Consider the following 19,646-nt stretch of genomic DNA (forward strand, 5'->3'; position numbering starts at 1 on the left):
ACCCAAATAAAAAACAATATTATTTTATGAAAGTTTCAAATAAAGGTAAATTCACACTAAATTCTCAGAGAAATACATACAAAAAACCTTTAGACTATAGCTAGTGGAAAATAATTTCTTATTTGGTAGTAAAGTCATTGAGTAAACATCATCTTATAAAAATAAAAGACTGGGTTTTTGATCCTAGCACTAAATCATTACGCAAGGATGATGGTACTGATGAGACTGTAACGCTTGAAAATAAGCAGTGCTTACTATTACAGTTTTTAATAGAAAATCACTCTCAAGTAGTTAATCGAGATCAACTTATTGAAACTGTTTGGTTTGGCAGAATAGTTGAAGAACTCACAATCAATGCTGTTGTCTCTAGGTTAAGAAAGGTACTTGGTGGTGAAAAAAATGACTATATTAAAACACACCCAAAAATTGGTTATTCATTAGTATCTGAAATTAAGTTTATAGAAAAGGAAATTGTAGAGCCTGAAACAATAAAGATATCAGTACCGGAATCCTCACCTAGTGACTTAACTCATAAGATGCGTTATTCCAAAAACGCAATAACTGCCTTTATTGCAATTGGGTTTATCATAATTTTAGTTTTATTTATTATTTTTCAAAAGAAAGGAATTGATAGTACACCGCCCACCAATATCAATATATCTAATTCAGTAACACCACTGCCTTTAACATATCAAGAAGGTTGGGAGTTAAGTGCAGACCTTTCACCTGATAAAAAATTATTAGCATTTGTTCACAAAACCAATGCTGATTCAAACATGCAAGTCATGATTAAAAATATTAATACAAATAAAACAATTTCTATCGATGATAATTACACTACATCTCCTAAATGGTCTAAAGATGGTAAAACCCTTTTCTACCAAAATTTTATTAAAGAGAAATGTCTCATTAAAAGCGTTGCTATTGATAAGGATTTGAACTTAAACAAAACTAACAAAATTACTAGCTGTGGTAATATTTTAAGCATGAGCCCTTTAGCTATTGATAAAAATTGGCTCTATTTTTCATATAAACTTAATGATACTGAACCTTATATTATTAAAAGGTTTAATTTCAAAACAAAACAAGAAGAAACTCTGACTGCACCTCCTATCAAACACTATGGTGACTATAGTTTAAGTTTAGATAATAGTGGTCATAAATTAGCATTTATAAGATCAATTACCAATACCAAGCATGAATTAATGTACCTAAACCTACTAAGTGGTGAAGTGAAGTTTTTAACCCGATTTAGCCATGTACCCTATCAAATAGACTGGAACCCAGCAGCTGATTCAATTATATTTGTTAATGAAAACTATATTTTAAGTTCTATAAATATAGATTCCCTCAAAGTAACATCTTTGTATCAATCAAATGAACAAATTATAGGTCCTAAAATCATCTCAGATAATGAGCTATTACTGATTATCGGTGACTTTTATACATCAGATATAAAACAATTAAACTTAACAACTAGTGATACTCTTGCCTCAAATTTAATATCATCAAGTTTTAATGACTTTGCAGCCGCACAAGCTGAAGGCAACGAAGGTATAACTGCATTTGTATCAAATAGAACAGGTAAAAATCAACTTTGGATTTCTGATACAAATGAAATTTATCAACTGACTAATTTTAAAGAGGCTCATTTATTATCTAATTTAAAATTGTCTTTTGATGCATCTCAATTGCTATTTACAAAAAATCACCAGCTTTTTTCAATAGATATTAAGTCGAAAACAATTAGTGAAATAACTAAAAAGAATGAATATATTAAAAGCCCTATTTGGCTATGCTCAAGCAAAGATTCAATTTTAACCATATTCCATAGCAAGGGTGAATCAAATCTATACTTAATCAACAGTAAAAATGGGACTAAGGAAAAACTACAAGCTTCTATTAATTCAGTTAAATCTGATTGTAAGAATAATCAATATTATGTCAGTAAACTTGGTGTAGATGGTATTTATAAATTAACAGACGATTGGCAGATAGAGCTAGACTCTTACCGTATTTTAAACACAAATTTTGCTGATTATTATGAGTGGGAAGTTTATGAAAATAATCTTTATTACACTAAGCACAATAGGTTTTATAAGTTAAATTTAATGACAAAAAAACAAACGGAACTATTAAAAGGTGAATTTTCTGTTGGTCGATTTAGCTTATCTAATAATCGGTTACTCTATATCAAAAGAAATTTAAATAATACATATGTTGCCAAGATGAAAATAAAAACAGACTTATAAATTAAAAAAACAATATTTCCCCAATGTAATTTTTTTAATTTAAATCATTATCTTAAGAAATTAAAGATTAATAACAATTGTAAGTTGGGTATTTATTATGAAAAGTAAACTAAAAAAAATCACTGTTGTAATGACTGTAATTGCATGTATTCCTCTATTAGCTCAAGCTGCACCATTAATAGATTCAAAAAATATAGATAAGCAAATAGATAATAAAAATACAGGCACTGTAACTATTATGAATTGCTCACCTTACCCTTTATGCGCAAAAGAAGTTACAGAGGAACAAACGAAAAAAACACAAGGAAAAACAAAAAAGAAAACAAAATAACCAATGTTTATGTTATTTAATTATTTCAGGAGAAACCATGAAAATATGTACTAAAAATCATCATCATTGGTCTCTCCTTGATTCTTTACCCCATGATAAAAATGGTGCAGGTAAGTATAAATGTGCTGGCTGTGCTTATGAGAAAGGCTTTAAAGCAGGAAAAAATAAAGAAGAATCTCTTAATATCGATTTAGATAAGCTACATGAGAGCCAATCTGGGACTATGCAATATAAAAGCCCCCATGCAGCATTCGCCCAAGGGTATGTAGATGGTATAAATAACTCCTAATACCGTAACTTCACTAACTCTTCAATTTTCACACTAACCTATATCCAATAAAAATATTATCTCACCCTATCTGACCTTAATATGATTAGAATCATTTACTATCGAGTTATTTTTGCTTTAGAATAATGTTAAATGCTTGATATATAGATAAAGGTAATCAAATGACAGGTACAAACATTCAGCTAATTTCACTGATAAATACACATGGTGAATATACTTATGTTAATTCTGATTACTGCCAAAATTTAGGTTACTCTCAAGATGAATTGCTTGGTAAAAACAGTAGAGATCTCGATTCACCTGATATGCCCGCTTCAGTTAAAGATGAAGTAAAAACCACTTTAGAAAAAGGATTTTCATGGCAAGGCATACTATGTAAGACAACTAAAGACGGTTCTAAGTGTTGGATTAATACTTTTATTACGCCACAATTTGAAAATGGTAAAATAATTGGTCATCAAGCGATAAGTACAATTGCAACCGTTCAAATGATAAAACGGGCAAATAAAGTTTATGATAATTTAAATGGCAAATCTCTCACTTTTGAATTTACTCGCTCACATCGTTTTACTTTATTGGTTATTCTAAGCTTAATTTCTCAAGTTTTTATTTTTACTTACCTTGATTTTACTGCATCACTCATTGCGGCTATTTCAGCGATAACACCTATCATTGTTTTTTGGCAAGATATTATTCCGATGGCAAGAAAAGCACAAAAAATGCAATCTACTTTTGATAGCGTTAGCCGCCAAGTATATTTTGGTAAAGGAACAGCCAGTGTATTTGATTTTAATATGAGCCTATTGAAAACAAAAATAAAAGCAATTTTAGAGCGAACACTAGATGCAACTAAGCCGATATCAGATATTATAAATAAGGTACATCAAGGTACTGAACAGACCCGAACTAATCTCGTTACCCAGCAACAAGAACTAACAGAGGTTAGTTCTGCTATGGCACAAATGATTACCTCAACACAAGAAATTGCGCAAAATAGCATTTCAACTTCAGATGAAATAAGTGCGACTTACAATTTGTGTGAACAAGCACAAAGTGGCATTAATACAACAACTATTGAAATAAAACAATTAGCCGATGAAGTTGAACAAGCTTCTTCAGCTGCAGATAAATTAAATAATGAAGCGCAAAATGTTGGTAAATTAATGACTGATATTCAATCAATTGCAGATCAAACTAATCTCCTTGCCTTGAATGCAGCTATTGAAGCAGCAAGAGCTGGAGAGCATGGCCGTGGATTTGCTGTGGTAGCTGATGAAGTAAGGAGCTTATCTTCTCGTACTCAAGAAACAGCCGTACATGTCCATACAAGTTTATCGGAAATGCTTGCTACAATTAACGACTGGCTTGTGATGATGAAAAAAAATAAAGATAATGCAGATAACTGTGTAGAGCAAGCTGAAAACTCAGATCAAGCAATTGCAGTTATTCATCAAAAGATGCAACAATTATCAGGATTATCAATGCAAATTGCAACGGCAGCTGAAGAGCAAAGTTCTGTTTCAAATGAAATAAATAATCATGTTATTGAAATAAAACAAACATCGGAGCTAAATTGGCAGCAAACTGAAGATGTTGCAACTCAAATGGATCAATTACAGCAAGACATTGAGACTATTAGTAATTTAGCCAACACATTTATTCCACAAAAAAGATAAGGCGTAACCTATGACAGGCACAACTATGATAGTTTTGATCGTTTTTATCTCTGTTGGCTTTGGTGTTATGTACGATATGTATAAAAAACACTTAGAGTTCAAAGAAAAAACTTTTAATTTAAGCCAGGAAAATGATAATAAAAATGAGACTTTAGAACAAAAAGTCACAATTTTAGAAAATAGAATACAAGTACTCGAAAAAATTGTGACTGATGAAGGTTATTCAGTTCAAAAAGATATTAATAACTTATAAAGCTTATGAAATATTAACTTTCAAATTTATATATCAAAGCCTTTAAGCTGCGGTCGCCATCTAATTCAACAAAATTAGGTGCCGGATCAAGACGCTGCTTAAATATAAACTTTTCACCTGCGTGCTCTGATATTAAGTTTTTAAAAGCCTGTAAGCTTAATTCAGGACTGTTTGCACATAACAATAACTGTGCGCCATCAGTTAATATTTCAGGTAAGCGTCTTAATATTTTTTGATAGTCTTTTGTCAGAACAAAACTGCCTTTTTGAAAGCTTGGCGGATCTACAATAACTAAATCAAATGGACCTAATTTCTTTAACTTTCCAAATGATTTTAAAATATCATGGGGATAAAAACTCACATTTCGAGTAAATCCATTGAGTTCATGATTTATTTTACCTGTCCGTAATACTCCTTTATTCATATCCATATTAATGACTTGTTTAGCACCACCGGCCATAGCAGCTAAAGAGAAACCACACGTATAAGAAAATAGGTTAAGTACTTTAGTATCTGCAGCTTGTGCTTTAGTCCAAGCCCTTCCTACTTTCATATCTGGAAAAATGCCAGTATTTTGACTGCCTGTTAATTCAACTTGATATTTTAGTCCTAGCTCTTGTATTTCAAAGCTTTTAGGGTCTTCTCCCTGAATAACTTGAGTATGTGTATCTCTACCAGCCCTTTGCTGATATACCAGACCTTTAATATTTTTGTTATTAGATGCCTCAACATGTTCCCATATAAGCTCAGTTAACAATTCAAGTTCTTTAGATTCAATATCTGTATATGAAATTAAAAATAAATAAGGAGAATAAAAGTCTAAATTTAAATGACTTAATCCTTCATAGGCATGACCTCTTCCGTGAAAAATACGACACAGTTCTTTATTATTAACTAAAGATGCATTTTCAACTTCTTTTGCATCTAAGCTTTCAATATTAGCATTAAGTGAGTTACTTAATGCCTGTAATAACGGGTAAAACGGACTCGATGATTGAGAGTTGATTAAATCAGGCATTTATTAAATTATCATGTAGTTGTTGAATTTCATCACGCACCTTAGCAGCTTGTTCAAATTCAAGCTCTCGGGCATGGGTTAACATTTTTGCTTCTAAACGCTTTATTTCAGCACCAATTTGATGCGCATCCATCACTGGCTTTTTAACTGTTCTTGTAGGAATTAAGTGAGATGTATCCACTTGTGTCTCTGCTTTTTCTCCCAAATCCATCATATCAGTGATTTTTTTATTTAAGCCCGTAGGTGTTATACCATGCTCAACATTATAAGCGTTCTGAATTTCACGACGTTTATTTGTTTTATCAATCGCCTTTTCCATTGAGCCGGTAATACGATCGGCATATAAGATAGCTCTGCCTTTTACATTTCTAGCTGCACGGCCAATGGTTTGTATCAGCGAGCGCTCAGAGCGTAAAAAACCCTCTTTATCTGCATCTAATATAGCAACTAATGAAACTTCAGGCATATCTAGACCTTCACGAAGTAAGTTAATACCCACTAGCACATCAAAAACACCCGCTCTAAGATCTCTAATAATTTCCACACGCTCAACAGTATCAATATCTGAATGCAAGTATCTCACCTTTACATCATGATCCGATAAATAATCAGTTAAGTCTTCAGCCATACGTTTCGTTAGCGTTGTGACCAGCACACGCTCTTTTAACTTAGCTTTTTTATATATTTCTGAAAGTAAATCATCAACTTGCGTTGCAACCGGCCTGATTTCAATAATAGGGTCTAATAAGCCTGTTGGTCGAATAACTTGCACTGCAACTTCACCTGTTGAATGCTCTATTTCATAATTCCCAGGGGTTGCTGATACATAAATACGTTGTGGCGCAATCGCTTCAAATTCTTCAAACCGCATTGGACGATTATCCATAGCAGAAGGCAACCTAAAACCGTACTCAACTAAATTCTCTTTACGGCTTCTATCACCTTTATACATAGCGCCAATTTGAGAAACCGTAACATGAGATTCATCTATGATCATCAAAGCGTTATCAGGCAAATAATCTAATAATGTTGGAGGCGGATCGCCAGGATTACGCCCAGATAAGTATCGGCTATAGTTTTCAATGCCAGAGCAATATCCCAGCTCGGTCATCATTTCAAGATCATATTGTGTTCTTTGAGCAACTCTCTGCTCTTCAACAAGGTGATTTTTTTCTAATAAGTATTCTCGGCGTTGTTTTAATTCTATTTTTATTTCTTCTGTTGCAGCCAGTATTTTTTCTCTTGGTGTTACATAATGGCTTTTGGGATAAATAGTTGCCCTAACTATATATTTGTCAACTGCACCAGTTAAAGGATCGAAAATGCTTAATCTATCAATTTCATCATCAAACATTTCAACTCTAACTGCATATTTATCAGATTCAGCAGGAAATATATCTATAACCTCACCTCGAACTCTATAAGTACCTCGGCTAAAGTCGATGTCATTTCGCGTATACTGCAACTCAGCTAAGCGACGTAACATATCCCTTTGATCTATAGTGTCACCTTGTTTGAGTAATAACATCATTTTCATATATGAATCAGGATCACCTAAACCATATATTGCAGAAACAGAAGCTATAATAATGACATCTTTTCGTTCTAAAAGTGCTTTAGTAGCCGATAATCGCATTTGCTCTATATGCTCGTTGATTGACGCATCTTTTTCAATAAAGGTATCACTGGCAACAACATAAGCTTCAGGCTGATAATAATCATAATAAGAAACAAAATATTCAACCGCATTATCTGGAAAGTACTCTTTCATCTCCCCATACAACTGCGCTGCTAAGGTTTTATTATGCGCCATGATGATAGTTGGTCTATTGGTATTAGCGATGACATTTGCCATAGTAAAGGTTTTACCTGTACCGGTTGCTCCTTCTAATGTTTGATGCGCAAGCCCAGCCTCTAAACCATCACATAATTGTGCTATTGCCTGAGGTTGGTCGCCATTTGGTGAATAATGGGATTTTAAATTGAATGTTAAACTCATGCTTCGCAAACCTTTATTTGTTCATTACTTTCTATTGATTGTAATGTTTGACAAAACCAACGATATGAAATGATAGCAGTGAATACATTACCTATTAAAGCACCTATAAATAAACCATGAATTCCCCAGTATAGGCTGCCTAAATAAGCTAATGGCACATAAAAAACAAATAGTCTTATCACACTCATAAATAAAGCATTCATAGGTTTATGCAATGCATTAAAAGAAGAATTAGAGAGTATTATCACTCCTTGTAGACCATAACCTAAAGGTAAAATCCAGATAAATAATTTTATTACCGAAACAACCCCTTCTGAAGAAGCAAATATATTTGCAATTACCCCCGAAAATACAATTAAGAGTAAATATAAAGCAAACTGCCATATTAAAATGAATTTGAGCGTCGTTTTATAAGCCATTGCAACGCGATTAAATTTTCCAGCACCAAAGTTTTGGCTTATAAAAGGGGGTAAGGTCATAGACAAAGCAAGTACAACTATACTAGAAATTGATTCTATCCTGCTTCCAACACCAAAAGCTGCAACTGCTTCGGCACCATGGCTTGCAACAATTGCAGTCATAATCCCCATTGCAATAGGCGTAAGCATATTAGCACCTGCTGCCGGTAATCCTATTTTCAACATTTTTTTTGTTGCCAGAATAAAGGTTTGATTTTTAGAATTGAGACTGAGTAAATTCTTCTTTATTATTAAAAGGTATAAAATAAGAAATACCCCTACAGCCCAAGCAATAACACTGGCGATGGCAGCTCCTTTTATTCCCATCGCAGGAATAGGTCCTAAACCAAATATAAAAATAGGATCTAAAATTGCGTTAATTAAACCTGCGCTTCCCATTATAATACTGGGTGTTTTTGTATCACCGCTGGCTCTCAATACGGCATTACCTATCATAGGTGTAATTAAAAATATGCTACCGATGAACCAAACATGCATATAGTCATAAATAAACGGCATCAAGTCTTGTTTTGCACCTAACAAAGAGAAAATAGGATCAATATAGATATAGCCGATAAATGCAAGAACCGATACAAATAGCGCAGATACAATCAAAGCCACAGCACCATCAAAACGTGCTTCTTCTAAATTACCCGCGCCTAATGCCTTGGCTATTATAGCCGAAGTACCAATACTCAAACCTATTGCCAGGCTTATAACTGTAAAGGTTACGGGGAAAGTAAAACTGATCGCAGCTAAAGGATCTGTACCGAGTAAACTAACAAAAAATGTATCGACAAGATTAAATAACATTAAGGTAACCATGCCAAATATCATAGGTATGGTCATATCTCGTATTGTTTTAGGGATTGGCGCACTTAGTAGGTCAGGTGATTTTGTTTTATTGCTCATAATCATTCACATCTTAATTTTTGATATTACTTTTGATTTAAATAACACCTGTTAAGGGTCGGCTATTCTAAAACATGGTAAAAACCTTGGCAACTTAGAAAGCAAGTTAATTGTTTGAATATGAGTTATACAGAAATTAGCTTATTTAAAATCATATAAAGACAAAAAACGTTAACAATAGCGATAAAAGAGAACAACAAAACACAATCATTTACAAGTTAGTAACAACAAACCTTTCAAAAGCTTCTTTTTTACACAAGTGAAAATAGTCAATTAACAAAGCAGTAATATTTTCATTATTTTAAATTGAAAACATTTGACAATCCTAACCAACTGTTTTAACTGTTAAATATTTATTTTTAAAAACCTATTGATATTGCTACACACCTCAAATACAAAGGCCTCAAACGCTTTCTTAAAGATCCATAAACATAGTTATCCACAGATTCTGTGGGTAACTAACGTCACCCCCTATTTATTCAGGGGTATTTAAACAAAATAATGAATTTCTATCTAAAACATTTCTTATAAATAAATTTTTTAGCATTACTTATGAATTATATGGGCGATCTAAAATAGATAATGTAATTAATAACTGAGCTTGCTACTGTTCTTTGAAAATAACGATTAATGTAAATAGCAAGATTTCCTACGAATATGCTTATTTCTTTATTTTTCAGATAAAGTGACACTATAAATTTATATTTTGTAGCTAATCGCCATAAATATTACCTAGCTTTACTCATAATCTGATAGTTCTACAACTAACTTATTATCCACGGTGGAATAAATTTGGACGCTATACATACAGAAATGCTATTTTTTAGTCTTATTGAATATAAAAGCAGCGAACAAACCATTTATTTTAAATAATAAAGTTTTATTAGTTGACACTTTGCACCCCTGCCATTAATATTTCGCCCCGTTGAGAAGCAAGCCATTCCCCCTTAGCTCAGTTGGTTAGAGCGACGGACTGTTAATCCGCAGGTCCCCCGTTCGAGTCGGGGAGGGGGAGCCAACTTTTCAACATATCATAAGTAGTTCCCCCTTAGCTCAGTTGGTTAGAGCGACGGACTGTTAATCCGCAGGTCCCCCGTTCGAGTCGGGGAGGGGGAGCCAATTATGATAATATCAAGTAGTAGTTCCCCCTTAGCTCAGTTGGTTAGAGCGACGGACTGTTAATCCGCAGGTCCCCCGTTCGAGTCGGGGAGGGGGAGCCAATTACTGATAATATTTTTAGTTCCCCCTTAGCTCAGTTGGTTAGAGCGACGGACTGTTAATCCGCAGGTCCCCCGTTCGAGTCGGGGAGGGGGAGCCAAAAAATAACTTAAAACACTCCAGACACTAAAAAATCACCACTCAGACAAATCAAAATATTTACATTTCATATCTTTATACTCTACTATATAACAATAAATCTTTTCTCGATTTAAACTCTAAATAAAACGGATATTAGATACACCATGGTTGAGTTAAAAAAATTCATATCAATTCAAGTGCTACTTTGGATAATTGTAACCTGTTCAGGAATTTATACGGTGATAAATACCTTTCAAAGTTACAGCGCACAAACACAATTAACAACTCAACGTGCAATTAGCTTGTACATCCGAGAAAACCCGCTTGTTGAAGAACCAAAAGTTTATGGCAACAACATAAAAAAAATATTTAATTTGGATTCATTAAAAATTCAAAAAGATAAAAGTGAGGTTATTTACAACCAAAATGAAAACTTATCTTATTTGCCTTTTACAATAAAAGAAATACATGCCCTCTCCCCTTTTATTAGAACACAATTTGCAGTAGATGCTGATCAAGGTTTAAACCTTGAATTTACAGTGAAAATGCAATTAGCTGCTACTGTTGCACAAAATACGCTATTTACCTTAATGGCATTTACTTTAATATTAGTTATCACACCGTTTCTCACTCTAAAATCAACATTAAAAAAAGCATCTGACAATGTCACTGAAGCCATGTCTAAAATGGTTGATCAATTTGTAAAAACTGATGAGCAAAATAAACAGTTAGATAGCAGTATCGCCGACGGTGCTGTTTCTTCTATTTTCCCAAGTATCGTACGTTTAAATTCATTTTTAAGAAAAAAACAAAAAGAAGTTGAAGAATCAGCATTAGAGATAAAATTTCAAGCATATAAAGATTCAGTAACGGATCTTGGTAACCGTAATATGTTTGTTGAATATTATGGGGCTAATATAGAGGATACAGATAAACCTAGTTTTGGTATTTTAGCCTTAGTACGTTCAAGCGAATTACAATTGATTAACCAAACCAGAGGTTATCAAAAAGGTGATGAATATATAAAAGAAGTATCAAACTTGATTCAAAAGGTGACTGGCACATATTCAACAAGCCAATGTTATAGAATCAATAGTTCTGATTTCGCTATTATTTTACCTAATATCCCTTTAAAAGAAGCTGAAAAATTTGGTGATTCATTACAATCAAAATTTACTGAGTACCAACAACAAACTGAACTAAGCTCTATAGCCAATACAGGCATGGTTGCATATGAAGCAAAAAAACCATTAGGTGAATTGCTTGCTCTGGTAGATACCGCATTAAGCTTAGCGCAAAGTAAGCAAGCAAACGCTTGGCATATTCAAAAAGCATCTGATGTACTCGATAATGTCAGTGCAAGCTTTGGCAATCAAAATTGGCGACAAGTCATAGATGATGTACTAGAAAACTCGCGCGTTAAATTAATGATACAAACAATTTCGCCAACAAATAGAAGCACCAAAGCTTACTCTGAAATTTTAGCCCGATTTAAAACGAATGATGATCAAATTTTACCTACAGCATCTTTTTTAGCTATGTCAGAAAAGCTAGGACAAATATCTCATGTAGATAAGCTGATTATTGAATCTGCAATCGATTCAATTAAAAACAAAAACCTATCAGAGCAGTTCTTTGGTATCAATATTACCGCTCACAGTGCACATGACGAACAATTTGTAATATGGCTTGAGCGCTTGTTGCTTAAAAATAACAATGTTGCTGCAAAACTTATTTTTGAAATAAGTGAATTTGGTTTACAACAAAATATCAAAGCAAGTAAACGTTTTATAGATATGACTCATAGAGTTGGTTCTAGAGTGACAGTTGAAAGATTTGGCGTAGGCTTAACTTCATTTAAATTTTTCCGTGATTTAAAACCTGATTTCATAAAAATGGATGCGAGCTATACTCGAGGCCTTGAAGAAGATAAAAATAATCAATACTTTATGCGCTTAATTGTAGATTTAGCTCATAGAATTGGTGTTACAGTTTTAGCTGAAGGCGTTGAGACTCAAGAAGAAAAGCATATTATTGAACAACTTTGTTTAGATGGTGCTCAGGGCTATTATATTGATAAACCAAGAGATATTTAAACTTTAAATAAAGCGCTTTGTTCAAATTAATCAAGGCGCTTTTTATAAAACCCCACTCCAGCACCTCTTCTAACACGTTAAATTCATTTTTTTCTCACTGTTCACCTGTTCTCAGTTGTTAAAAGGCCGAGAAAACAGGATAATAGCCCGCTTATATCTTAGGGTGATAAAAAAATGGCAGAATACTTACTAATACTGATAGCTACAGTGCTGGTAAACAACTTTGTATTAATACAATTTCTTGGCTTATGTCCGTTTATGGGTGTATCTGGTAAACTAGATACTGCTATTGGCATGTCTTTAGCTACAACTTTTGTTTTAACTTTAGCATCTATTGCCAGCTATTTAGTTAGTCATTATATTTTAATGCCCTTAGAACTCGAATTTTTAAGAACAATGAGCTTTATTCTTGTTATTGCTGTAGTTGTTCAATTTACCGAAATGGTCGTTCGAAAAACCAGCCCCACCCTCTATCGTTTGCTTGGTATATTTTTACCTTTAATCACAACTAATTGTGCCGTATTAGGTGTTGCGTTACTTAATATCAATAAAGATCATAACTTTATTCAATCTGCAGTTTATGGATTTGGTGCTGCGATTGGCTTCTCTTTAGTGCTTGTTTTGTTTGCAGCACTTAGAGAAAGGTTAAATGCTGCTGATGTTCCTTCGCCATTTAAAGGCGCTTCAATAGCAATGGTCACAGCAGGACTCATGTCTATGGCATTTATGGGCTTTACTGGGTTGGTGAAACTATAATTATGATACTTATATACGCTTTAATTGCACTAGGAAGCCTAGCGCTCATTTTTGGATTGATATTAGGCTTTGCTGGTGTACGTTTTAAAGTTGAATCAAACCCTATCGTTGACCAAGTTGATGAAATATTACCGCAAACACAGTGTGGCCAATGTGGCTATCCTGGTTGCCGCCCATATGCAGAGGCAATTGCCAATGGGGATGATGTAAATAAGTGTCCACCAGGTGGCGATGCGACTGTTAAAAAGTTAGCTGATTTAATGGGAGTAGAAGCAACACCTTTAGCTGGAGGCGAAGCGCAAGAACCAATCAAAACCGTTGCCTATATTCGAGAAGATGAATGTATCGGATGTACTAAATGTATCCAAGCCTGTCCTGTAGACGCTATTTTAGGTGCGACAAGGCAAATGCATACAGTATTAATTGATGAATGCACTGGCTGTGATTTATGTGTCGAGCCCTGCCCTGTAGATTGTATTGATATGCTACCAGTGAAAACAACAACACAAAACTGGAAATGGAATTTAGAATCCATTTCAGTAAAACAGATAGATTAAGAGGGCTAGGTGGAAAGTTTACTAGAGCAGATAGAACGTGGAATGCTATGGCAGGCCCCCGGTGGCGTGCACCCTCCTGGTCACAAAGAACTAACTGAGAAAGCAGAAATTTATCAGCTTCCATTACCTGAAAAACTTGTGATCCCAATAAAACAACATATTGGCGTACATGGGAAGGTATTAGTTGAAAAAGGGCAATTAGTCCTTAAAGGCCAAGCATTAACCGAGTCAAATCAGGCTTGGTCTGTTCCTGTACACGCACCAACATCAGGTATCATAGATTCAATTGAAGCGATGCCGTCTGCTCACCCATCTGCTTTAGAAGAAATTAGCATAATATTAATTCCAGATGGCAAAGATATATGGTGTGACTTATCTCCTGTAGAAAATTTTAAAACGCTAGAAAACCAAGATATTATAACTAAAATTCAAATGGCTGGGATCAGCGGTATGGGGGGAGCAGGCTTTCCAACATATGTGAAATCTCAAACAGATAAAAACATTGAAATCTTAATCGTTAATGGTGTTGAGTGTGAGCCCTATATCACAGCCGACGATCGATTAATGCAAGAGTATGCGGATGATATAATCCAAGGTATCAATGTTTTAAATCATGTTTTAAAACCTGAGAAAGTATTAATAGCAATCGAAGATGATAAACCATTAGCTATCAAAGCAATGCAATTAGCTAGTGAGCCATTTGAAAATATATTAGTAAGATCTATTCCGACCAAATATCCATCTGGTGGTGAAAAGCAACTGATTCAAATCTTAACAAATAAAGAAGTGCCTGCTCGTCGCATTCCTGCTGACATTGGTATTTTAGTACAAAATGTGGGAACTTTATTTGCTATAAGCGAAGCTATCCATAAAGGTAAACCGCTTATAGAACGTGTTGTAACAGTGACTGGTCGAACTTTAAATAAACCAAAAAATGTTTGGGCACTGATTGGTAGCGAAGTAAAACATTTACTTGATAATTGTGATTTTAAGCCCGAAACACAACAAAGAGTGATTATGGGTGGCCCTATGATGGGTTTCACTTTACCAAGCGTTCGTATCCCTGTGGTAAAAACAACAAACTGTATATTAGCTCCAAATCAAATAGAGTTACCTGTCAGTGATAACGAGCAAGCCTGTATTCGTTGTAGCGCCTGTGCTGATGCCTGCCCTGCATCTTTATTACCGCAGCAATTACAATGGTTTGCTAAAGCAAAAGAGTTTGATAAATTAGAAGAACATAATTTATCTGATTGTATTGAGTGTGGTGCATGTAACTATGTATGCCCAAGTGAAATTCCTTTAGTGCAATATTACCGCATTGCTAAAGCACAAATAAAAGAACAAAAAGAAGAGCAACAAAAAGCACAAAGAGCAAAAGAACGTTTTGAGATCCGAAATCAAAGGCTCGAACGAGAAAAAGAAGAGCGACTAAATCGACATAAAAAACCAGCCAAACCTAAAACTACCGCAGAGCAAAATAAAATAGCGCAAGCGATGGCGAAAGTGAAAAGCGATAAACCAGAACAATCTGCCGTGTCTGCTGCTATCGCCCGCGCTAAAGCTAAAAAGCAACAAAACGAAAATGCTGAAGCTTTACCAGATAACACAGAAGTTGCTAAGCAAAGAGCTGAGCGAAAAGAAAAAGCACGTTTATACAGAGAAGAGAAGCAAAAAGAAGTATCAAACTCTGAAGAAAGTGAAATCGAACAAACTGCTACTAATGACAAAAAATCGGCTGTCTCAGCTGCGATTGCTCGTGCAAAAGCAAAAAAATTAGCCCAGCAAGCAGAATCAAATGAAGAGCCTGATGTTACAAAAACTGATGATCCTCGAAAGTCAGCCGTTGCCGCGGCCGTCGCCCGTGCTAAAGCTAAAAAATTAGCAAAACAAGCTGAGTCTCAAGCAAGTGATGATGTTAACGAATCTGAAATAACTCAAGTTGAAGATCCTAGGAAAGCTGCCGTTGCCGCGGCTGTCGCCCGTGCTAAAGCTAAAAAATTAGCGAAACAAGCTGAGTCTCAAACAAGTGATAATGTTAACGAGCCAGAATCAACTCAAGTTGAAGATCCTAGGAAAGCAGCCGTTGCCGCGGCTGTCGCCCGTGCTAAAGCTAAAAAATTAGCGAAACAAGCTGAGTCTCAAACAAGTGATGATGTTAACGAATCTGAAATAACTCAAGTTGAAGATCCTAGGAAAGCTGCCGTTGCTGCGGCTGTCGCCCGTGCTAAAGCTAAAAAATTAGCGAAACAAGCTGAGTCTCAAACAAGTGATAATGTTAACGAGCCAGAATCAACTCAAGTTGAAGATCCTCGTAAAGCTGCCATTGCTGCAGCCGTCGCTCGTGCAAAAGCTAAAAAATTAACGAAACAAGTTGAATCAGTAACAAACGATGATGTTAACGAGCCAGAATCAACACAAGTTGAAGATCCTCGTAAAGCTGCCATTGCTGCAGCCGTCGCTCGTGCAAAAGCTAAAAAATTAGCAAAACAAGCTAATGGCCCAGAAACACCTAATGATGATACAAATGAAAAAGGCAATAATGAATGATGAAGGCTAGCACACAATTAAATATGAGCAGCTCGCCTCATAGCCATAGTCAAAAAACATTATCTAATATGATGATAACTGTTTTACTTGCGTGTATCCCTGGAATGTTAGTACAGAGCTATTTTTTTGGTTATGGCGTAATATTCCAATGTATTATTGCAATCATAACTGCAGCAGGGGCCGAGTCACTTGTTCTTAAGTTAAGAAAACGCCCTATCCTTTCAACATTAAAGGATAATAGTGCGATACTAACAGGTTTATTATTAGCATTAAGTATTCCACCGTTAGCACCTTGGTGGATAATCGTTATAGGCACATTATTTGCCATCTTAGTTGTAAAACAACTATATGGTGGTTTAGGCTTTAATTTGTTTAACCCTGCTATGGCAGGCTATGTTTTATTATTAATTTCATTCCCAGTGCAAATGACATCTTGGTTACCTGTTAACTCTCTTCAACAATATTCGTTAGGATTTTTTGAACAGTTCCAAGTTATTCTAACTGGTTTTACAAGTGATGGTTTTAGTGTCAACCAACTTAGAATGAATGTAGATGGCATTACTATGGCAACACCATTAGATACCTTAAAAACAGATATAACAAAAGGACTCACAGTTACAGAAAGTTTAACAGGTGAAGTTTTTAATGGATTTGCAGGCAAAGGTTGGTTTTGGGTTAATCTAACATTTATGTTTAGCGGCCTATATCTAATTAAAGCAAAAATTATTAATTGGCATATCCCTGTAGCTATGATTGCAACTTTGGCTTTTTGCGCTATTTTAGGCCCTTTATTTTCACCAGATATCCATGCCGGACCTGTTTTTCACTTAGTGAGCGGTGCGACTATGCTTGGTGCATTTTTTATTGCCACGGATCCAGTTTCAGCAGCGACTACAAATAAAGGGCGATTAATATACGGCGCTTTAATTGGTGTATTGATATACCTTATTCGCGCATATGGCGGTTATCCAGATGCTGTTGCATTTGCTGTATTATTGATAAATATGGCCGTGCCACTTATTGATTACTATACCAAACCAAGAACCTATGGCCATGGAGAAATCCAATGATCAGTGAAAAAAAAGCCATGATAAAAAATGGCGCGATTTTATCATTATTTGCACTTGTCACTACGGGTTTAGTGACTTTGACTCAAATAATGACGAAAGATCAAATTTTGTTACAAGAGAAAAAGCAATTATTAAAAGTGTTAGAGCAGGTTTTACCAAAAGACATACATGACAATGAACTTTACTTAGATTGCACTATTGTCAATGCGAGTTTTTTAGGAAGTAAAAAACCACATAAAATTTATCGTGCAACAAAAGATAGCAAGCCGGTTGCACTTCTAATTGAAAGTACTGCGCCAGACGGCTATAGCGGAAATATAGATATTTTATCTGCTGTTTATTTAGATGGTACAGTAGCAGGTGTTAGGGTCTTAAAACATAAAGAAACACCCGGTTTAGGGGATAAAATTGAAGTTGAAAAATCTCAATGGATCACTAAATTTGACAATATTCAGGTAAAATCAGAACAAGATATGCGCTGGGCAGTAAGAAAAGATGGTGGTATATTTGATCAGTTTACTGGTGCAACAATTACACCTAGAGCAGTAATAGGTGCAGTAAAACGTGCTAGTTTATATGCGCAAAATGAGACTGAAATGTTATTTAATGCACCAAATGAGTGTGCAGGAGTTGATAAATAATATGAAAGACAATTTAAAAGATATTTCCTTACAAGGACTTTGGAAAAATAACTCCGTTTTAGTGCAGTTATTAGGTTTATGCCCCTTACTTGCTGTTTCTACAAGTTTAATCAATGCGCTAGGCCTTGGTATTGCCAGTATGCTTGTACTAATTGGTTCAAATATATCTGTATCACTTGTTAGAAACTGGGTACCAAAAGATATACGAATACCTGTATTTGTAATGATTATTGCAGGCTTTGTAACTATCATTCAATTATTAATGAACGCATATACATTTGGTTTATATCAATCTCTTGGGATTTTTATTCCACTTATTGTGACCAACTGTGTGATTATCGCCAGAGCTGAAGCTTTTGCTTCTAAAAACCCGGTACATTTGTCGGCACTAGATGGTTTTATGATGGGCCTAGGATTTACTTTAGTCTTGATCGTTTTGGGTGCTATGCGTGAAATAATAGGCCAAGGCACTTTATTTGATGGTGCACATTTATTATTTGGTGAATGGGCGCGCGTATTAAAACTTGAAATATTCAAATTTGATAACCAATTTTTACTAGCAATTTTACCTCCAGGTGCTTTTATTGGCATGGGGTTTTTAATCGCAGGCAAAAATATTATCGATGAACAGATAAAAGATAAAGAACCAAAAGCACAAGATACTGAAAAAGCGCCACGAGCGCGTGTCACAAGCTTAACTTAGACAATAAGGCTCATCAGCTATAGATGAGTCTTTTTTAATAATATCATCTCGAACCGTATTATAAACCTGCAAGGACGTTGGTTATTCAAACGAGACTAATTGAGTTATCGAAAAACCAAGCAGCTATTTATGAATAAAACTAAACGAATCGAAATATTAAAACGATTAAGAGAAAATAACCCTCATCCAGAAACTGAACTTGAGTATAATTCACCATTTGAATTGCTTGTTGCTGTTACATTATCAGCCCAGTCGACTGATGTAGGAGTCAATAAAGCAACCAGAAAACTTTTTCCCGTCGCGAATACACCACAAGCAATATTAGATCTTGGTGTCGATGGCTTAAGGGACTATATAAAAACAATCGGTTTGTATAACTCTAAAGCCAATAATGTTTATAAAGCCTGTGAAATGCTTGTGAATTTACACGGTGGTGAAGTCCCTGAAAATAGAGAAGCCTTAGAGGCGCTTCCAGGTGTAGGCAGAAAAACTGCTAATGTAGTTCTCAACACTGCTTTTGGCTGGCCGACAATCGCTGTCGATACGCATATTGACCGTGTTTCTAACCGTACAAAGTTTGCTATGGGTAAAAATGTGGTAGAAGTTGAACAAAAACTACTAAAAGTCGTTCCTAAAGAATTTATGGTAGATGTTCATCATTGGCTAATTTTACATGGTCGCTATACCTGTGTTGCGCGAAAGCCTAAGTGTGGTTCATGTATTATTGAAGACTTATGTGAGTTTAAAGATAAAACAGAGTAATATTAGCAATGCTACGCCCTTGTC

The 19,646-nt window shown here is 34.9% G+C and carries 16 protein-coding genes and 4 tRNA genes; 17 read left to right on the plus strand and 3 right to left on the minus strand.

The features are described from left to right. Nucleotides 1-137: 137 nt before the first annotated feature. From KO527_RS21415 to KO527_RS21435, 5 genes are all read left to right on the plus strand, one after another. On the plus strand, nt 138-2,252 hold the full coding sequence (locus tag KO527_RS21415; protein WP_216042281.1) for a winged helix-turn-helix domain-containing protein: 2,115 nt from the start codon (nt 138-140) through the stop codon (nt 2,250-2,252). A 97-nt stretch (nt 2,253-2,349) separates the two neighbouring features. Beyond that, nucleotides 2,350-2,583, plus strand: a complete 234-nt coding sequence (locus tag KO527_RS21420; RefSeq protein WP_216042282.1) for a hypothetical protein — start codon at nt 2,350-2,352, stop codon at nt 2,581-2,583. 37 nt (nt 2,584-2,620) lie between these two features. Continuing rightward, entirely contained in the window at nt 2,621-2,872 is a 252-nt protein-coding gene (locus KO527_RS21425) for a hypothetical protein (protein ID WP_216042283.1), read from the plus strand. 161 nt (nt 2,873-3,033) lie between these two features. After that, complete coding sequence (locus KO527_RS21430; protein WP_216042284.1) at nt 3,034-4,548, plus strand: methyl-accepting chemotaxis protein; 1,515 nt, start codon at nt 3,034-3,036, stop codon at nt 4,546-4,548. A 10-nt stretch (nt 4,549-4,558) separates the two neighbouring features. Beyond that, nucleotides 4,559-4,801 carry a hypothetical protein gene (locus KO527_RS21435; protein ID WP_216042285.1) on the plus strand — a complete coding sequence of 81 codons (243 nt, stop codon included), beginning with the start codon at nt 4,559-4,561 and terminating at the stop codon, nt 4,799-4,801. Between the two features lie 13 nt (nt 4,802-4,814). Here KO527_RS21435 and KO527_RS21440 read toward each other — a convergent pair whose 3' ends face one another. The 3 genes from KO527_RS21440 to KO527_RS21450 are packed head-to-tail and all read right to left on the minus strand — an operon-like array spanning nt 4,815 to nt 9,188. Further along, the gene (locus KO527_RS21440) at nt 4,815-5,819 is read right to left on the minus strand and encodes a class I SAM-dependent methyltransferase (RefSeq protein WP_216042286.1); all 1,005 of its coding nucleotides are present in this window, start codon (nt 5,817-5,819) and stop codon (nt 4,815-4,817) included. Then, the gene (gene uvrB, locus KO527_RS21445; RefSeq protein ID WP_216042287.1) at nt 5,812-7,818 is read right to left on the minus strand and encodes an excinuclease ABC subunit UvrB; all 2,007 of its coding nucleotides are present in this window, start codon (nt 7,816-7,818) and stop codon (nt 5,812-5,814) included. The genes KO527_RS21440 and uvrB overlap by 8 nt, the downstream gene beginning before the upstream one ends. Then, nucleotides 7,815-9,188, minus strand: coding sequence for an MATE family efflux transporter (locus KO527_RS21450; protein WP_216042288.1), 1,374 nt, complete (start codon nt 9,186-9,188; stop codon nt 7,815-7,817). The genes uvrB and KO527_RS21450 overlap by 4 nt, the downstream gene beginning before the upstream one ends. Nucleotides 9,189-10,129: 941 nt before the next feature. Here KO527_RS21450 and KO527_RS21455 point away from each other — a divergent pair. The 12 genes from KO527_RS21455 (at nt 10,130) to nth (ending at nt 19,622) form a co-directional block, all read left to right on the plus strand. After that, a tRNA-Asn gene (locus KO527_RS21455) sits at nt 10,130-10,206 on the plus strand. Nucleotides 10,207-10,230: 24 nt separating this feature from the next. Next, nucleotides 10,231-10,307: transfer RNA gene (locus KO527_RS21460), tRNA-Asn, on the plus strand. Nucleotides 10,308-10,331: 24 nt separating this feature from the next. Next, nucleotides 10,332-10,408, plus strand: a tRNA-Asn gene (locus KO527_RS21465). 21 nt (nt 10,409-10,429) lie between these two features. Next, a tRNA-Asn gene (locus tag KO527_RS21470) sits at nt 10,430-10,506 on the plus strand. 145 nt (nt 10,507-10,651) lie between these two features. Beyond that, on the plus strand, nt 10,652-12,583 hold the full coding sequence (locus tag KO527_RS21475) for a GGDEF domain-containing protein (protein ID WP_216042289.1): 1,932 nt from the start codon (nt 10,652-10,654) through the stop codon (nt 12,581-12,583). 174 nt (nt 12,584-12,757) lie between these two features. Beyond that, a complete protein-coding gene (gene rsxA / locus KO527_RS21480; protein WP_216042290.1) occupies nt 12,758-13,339 on the plus strand; it encodes an electron transport complex subunit RsxA in 582 nt (193 codons plus the stop codon). Nucleotides 13,340-13,341: 2 nt separating this feature from the next. Next, the gene (gene rsxB, locus KO527_RS21485) at nt 13,342-13,896 is read left to right on the plus strand and encodes an electron transport complex subunit RsxB (RefSeq protein WP_216042291.1); all 555 of its coding nucleotides are present in this window, start codon (nt 13,342-13,344) and stop codon (nt 13,894-13,896) included. A 9-nt stretch (nt 13,897-13,905) separates the two neighbouring features. Further along, nucleotides 13,906-16,446: an electron transport complex subunit RsxC gene (gene rsxC, locus KO527_RS21490; RefSeq protein WP_216042292.1), complete on the plus strand. Its 2,541-nt coding sequence runs from the start codon at nt 13,906-13,908 to the stop codon at nt 16,444-16,446. Continuing rightward, nucleotides 16,443-17,516: an electron transport complex subunit RsxD gene (gene rsxD / locus KO527_RS21495; protein WP_252733953.1), complete on the plus strand. Its 1,074-nt coding sequence runs from the start codon at nt 16,443-16,445 to the stop codon at nt 17,514-17,516. The genes rsxC and rsxD overlap by 4 nt, the downstream gene beginning before the upstream one ends. Further along, nucleotides 17,513-18,157, plus strand: coding sequence for an electron transport complex subunit RsxG (rsxG, locus tag KO527_RS21500; RefSeq protein WP_216042293.1), 645 nt, complete (start codon nt 17,513-17,515; stop codon nt 18,155-18,157). Before rsxD ends, rsxG begins: the two co-directional genes overlap by 4 nt. Nucleotide 18,158: 1 nt before the next feature. Beyond that, nucleotides 18,159-18,860, plus strand: coding sequence for an electron transport complex subunit E (locus KO527_RS21505; protein WP_216042294.1), 702 nt, complete (start codon nt 18,159-18,161; stop codon nt 18,858-18,860). 129 nt (nt 18,861-18,989) lie between these two features. Continuing rightward, entirely contained in the window at nt 18,990-19,622 is a 633-nt protein-coding gene (gene nth / locus KO527_RS21510; RefSeq protein WP_216042295.1) for an endonuclease III, read from the plus strand. Nucleotides 19,623-19,646 lie beyond the last annotated feature (24 nt).

This window comes from Pseudoalteromonas sp. C2R02, from assembly GCF_018860845.1.
GTDB lineage: Bacteria > Pseudomonadota > Gammaproteobacteria > Enterobacterales > Alteromonadaceae > Pseudoalteromonas.

Excerpts from the sequence above, each read along its gene's own strand:
- KO527_RS21420 (WP_216042282.1), top strand. The coding sequence starts at position 2,350 with ATGAAAAGTAAACTAAAAAAAATCACTGTTGTAATGACTGTAATTGCA.
- KO527_RS21425 (WP_216042283.1), top strand. The coding sequence starts at position 2,621 with ATGAAAATATGTACTAAAAATCATCATCATTGGTCTCTCCTTGATTCT.
- KO527_RS21430 (WP_216042284.1), top strand. The coding sequence starts at position 3,034 with ATGACAGGTACAAACATTCAGCTAATTTCACTGATAAATACACATGGT.
- KO527_RS21435 (WP_216042285.1), top strand. The coding sequence starts at position 4,559 with ATGACAGGCACAACTATGATAGTTTTGATCGTTTTTATCTCTGTTGGC.
- KO527_RS21440 (WP_216042286.1), bottom strand. The coding sequence starts at position 5,819 with ATGCCTGATTTAATCAACTCTCAATCATCGAGTCCGTTTTACCCGTTA.
- uvrB (WP_216042287.1), bottom strand. The coding sequence starts at position 7,818 with ATGAGTTTAACATTCAATTTAAAATCCCATTATTCACCAAATGGCGAC.
- KO527_RS21450 (WP_216042288.1), bottom strand. The coding sequence starts at position 9,188 with ATGAGCAATAAAACAAAATCACCTGACCTACTAAGTGCGCCAATCCCT.
- KO527_RS21475 (WP_216042289.1), top strand. The coding sequence starts at position 10,652 with ATGGTTGAGTTAAAAAAATTCATATCAATTCAAGTGCTACTTTGGATA.
- rsxA (WP_216042290.1), top strand. The coding sequence starts at position 12,758 with ATGGCAGAATACTTACTAATACTGATAGCTACAGTGCTGGTAAACAAC.
- rsxB (WP_216042291.1), top strand. The coding sequence starts at position 13,342 with ATGATACTTATATACGCTTTAATTGCACTAGGAAGCCTAGCGCTCATT.
- rsxD (WP_252733953.1), top strand. The coding sequence starts at position 16,443 with ATGATGAAGGCTAGCACACAATTAAATATGAGCAGCTCGCCTCATAGC.
- rsxG (WP_216042293.1), top strand. The coding sequence starts at position 17,513 with ATGATCAGTGAAAAAAAAGCCATGATAAAAAATGGCGCGATTTTATCA.
- KO527_RS21505 (WP_216042294.1), top strand. The coding sequence starts at position 18,159 with ATGAAAGACAATTTAAAAGATATTTCCTTACAAGGACTTTGGAAAAAT.
- nth (WP_216042295.1), top strand. The coding sequence starts at position 18,990 with ATGAATAAAACTAAACGAATCGAAATATTAAAACGATTAAGAGAAAAT.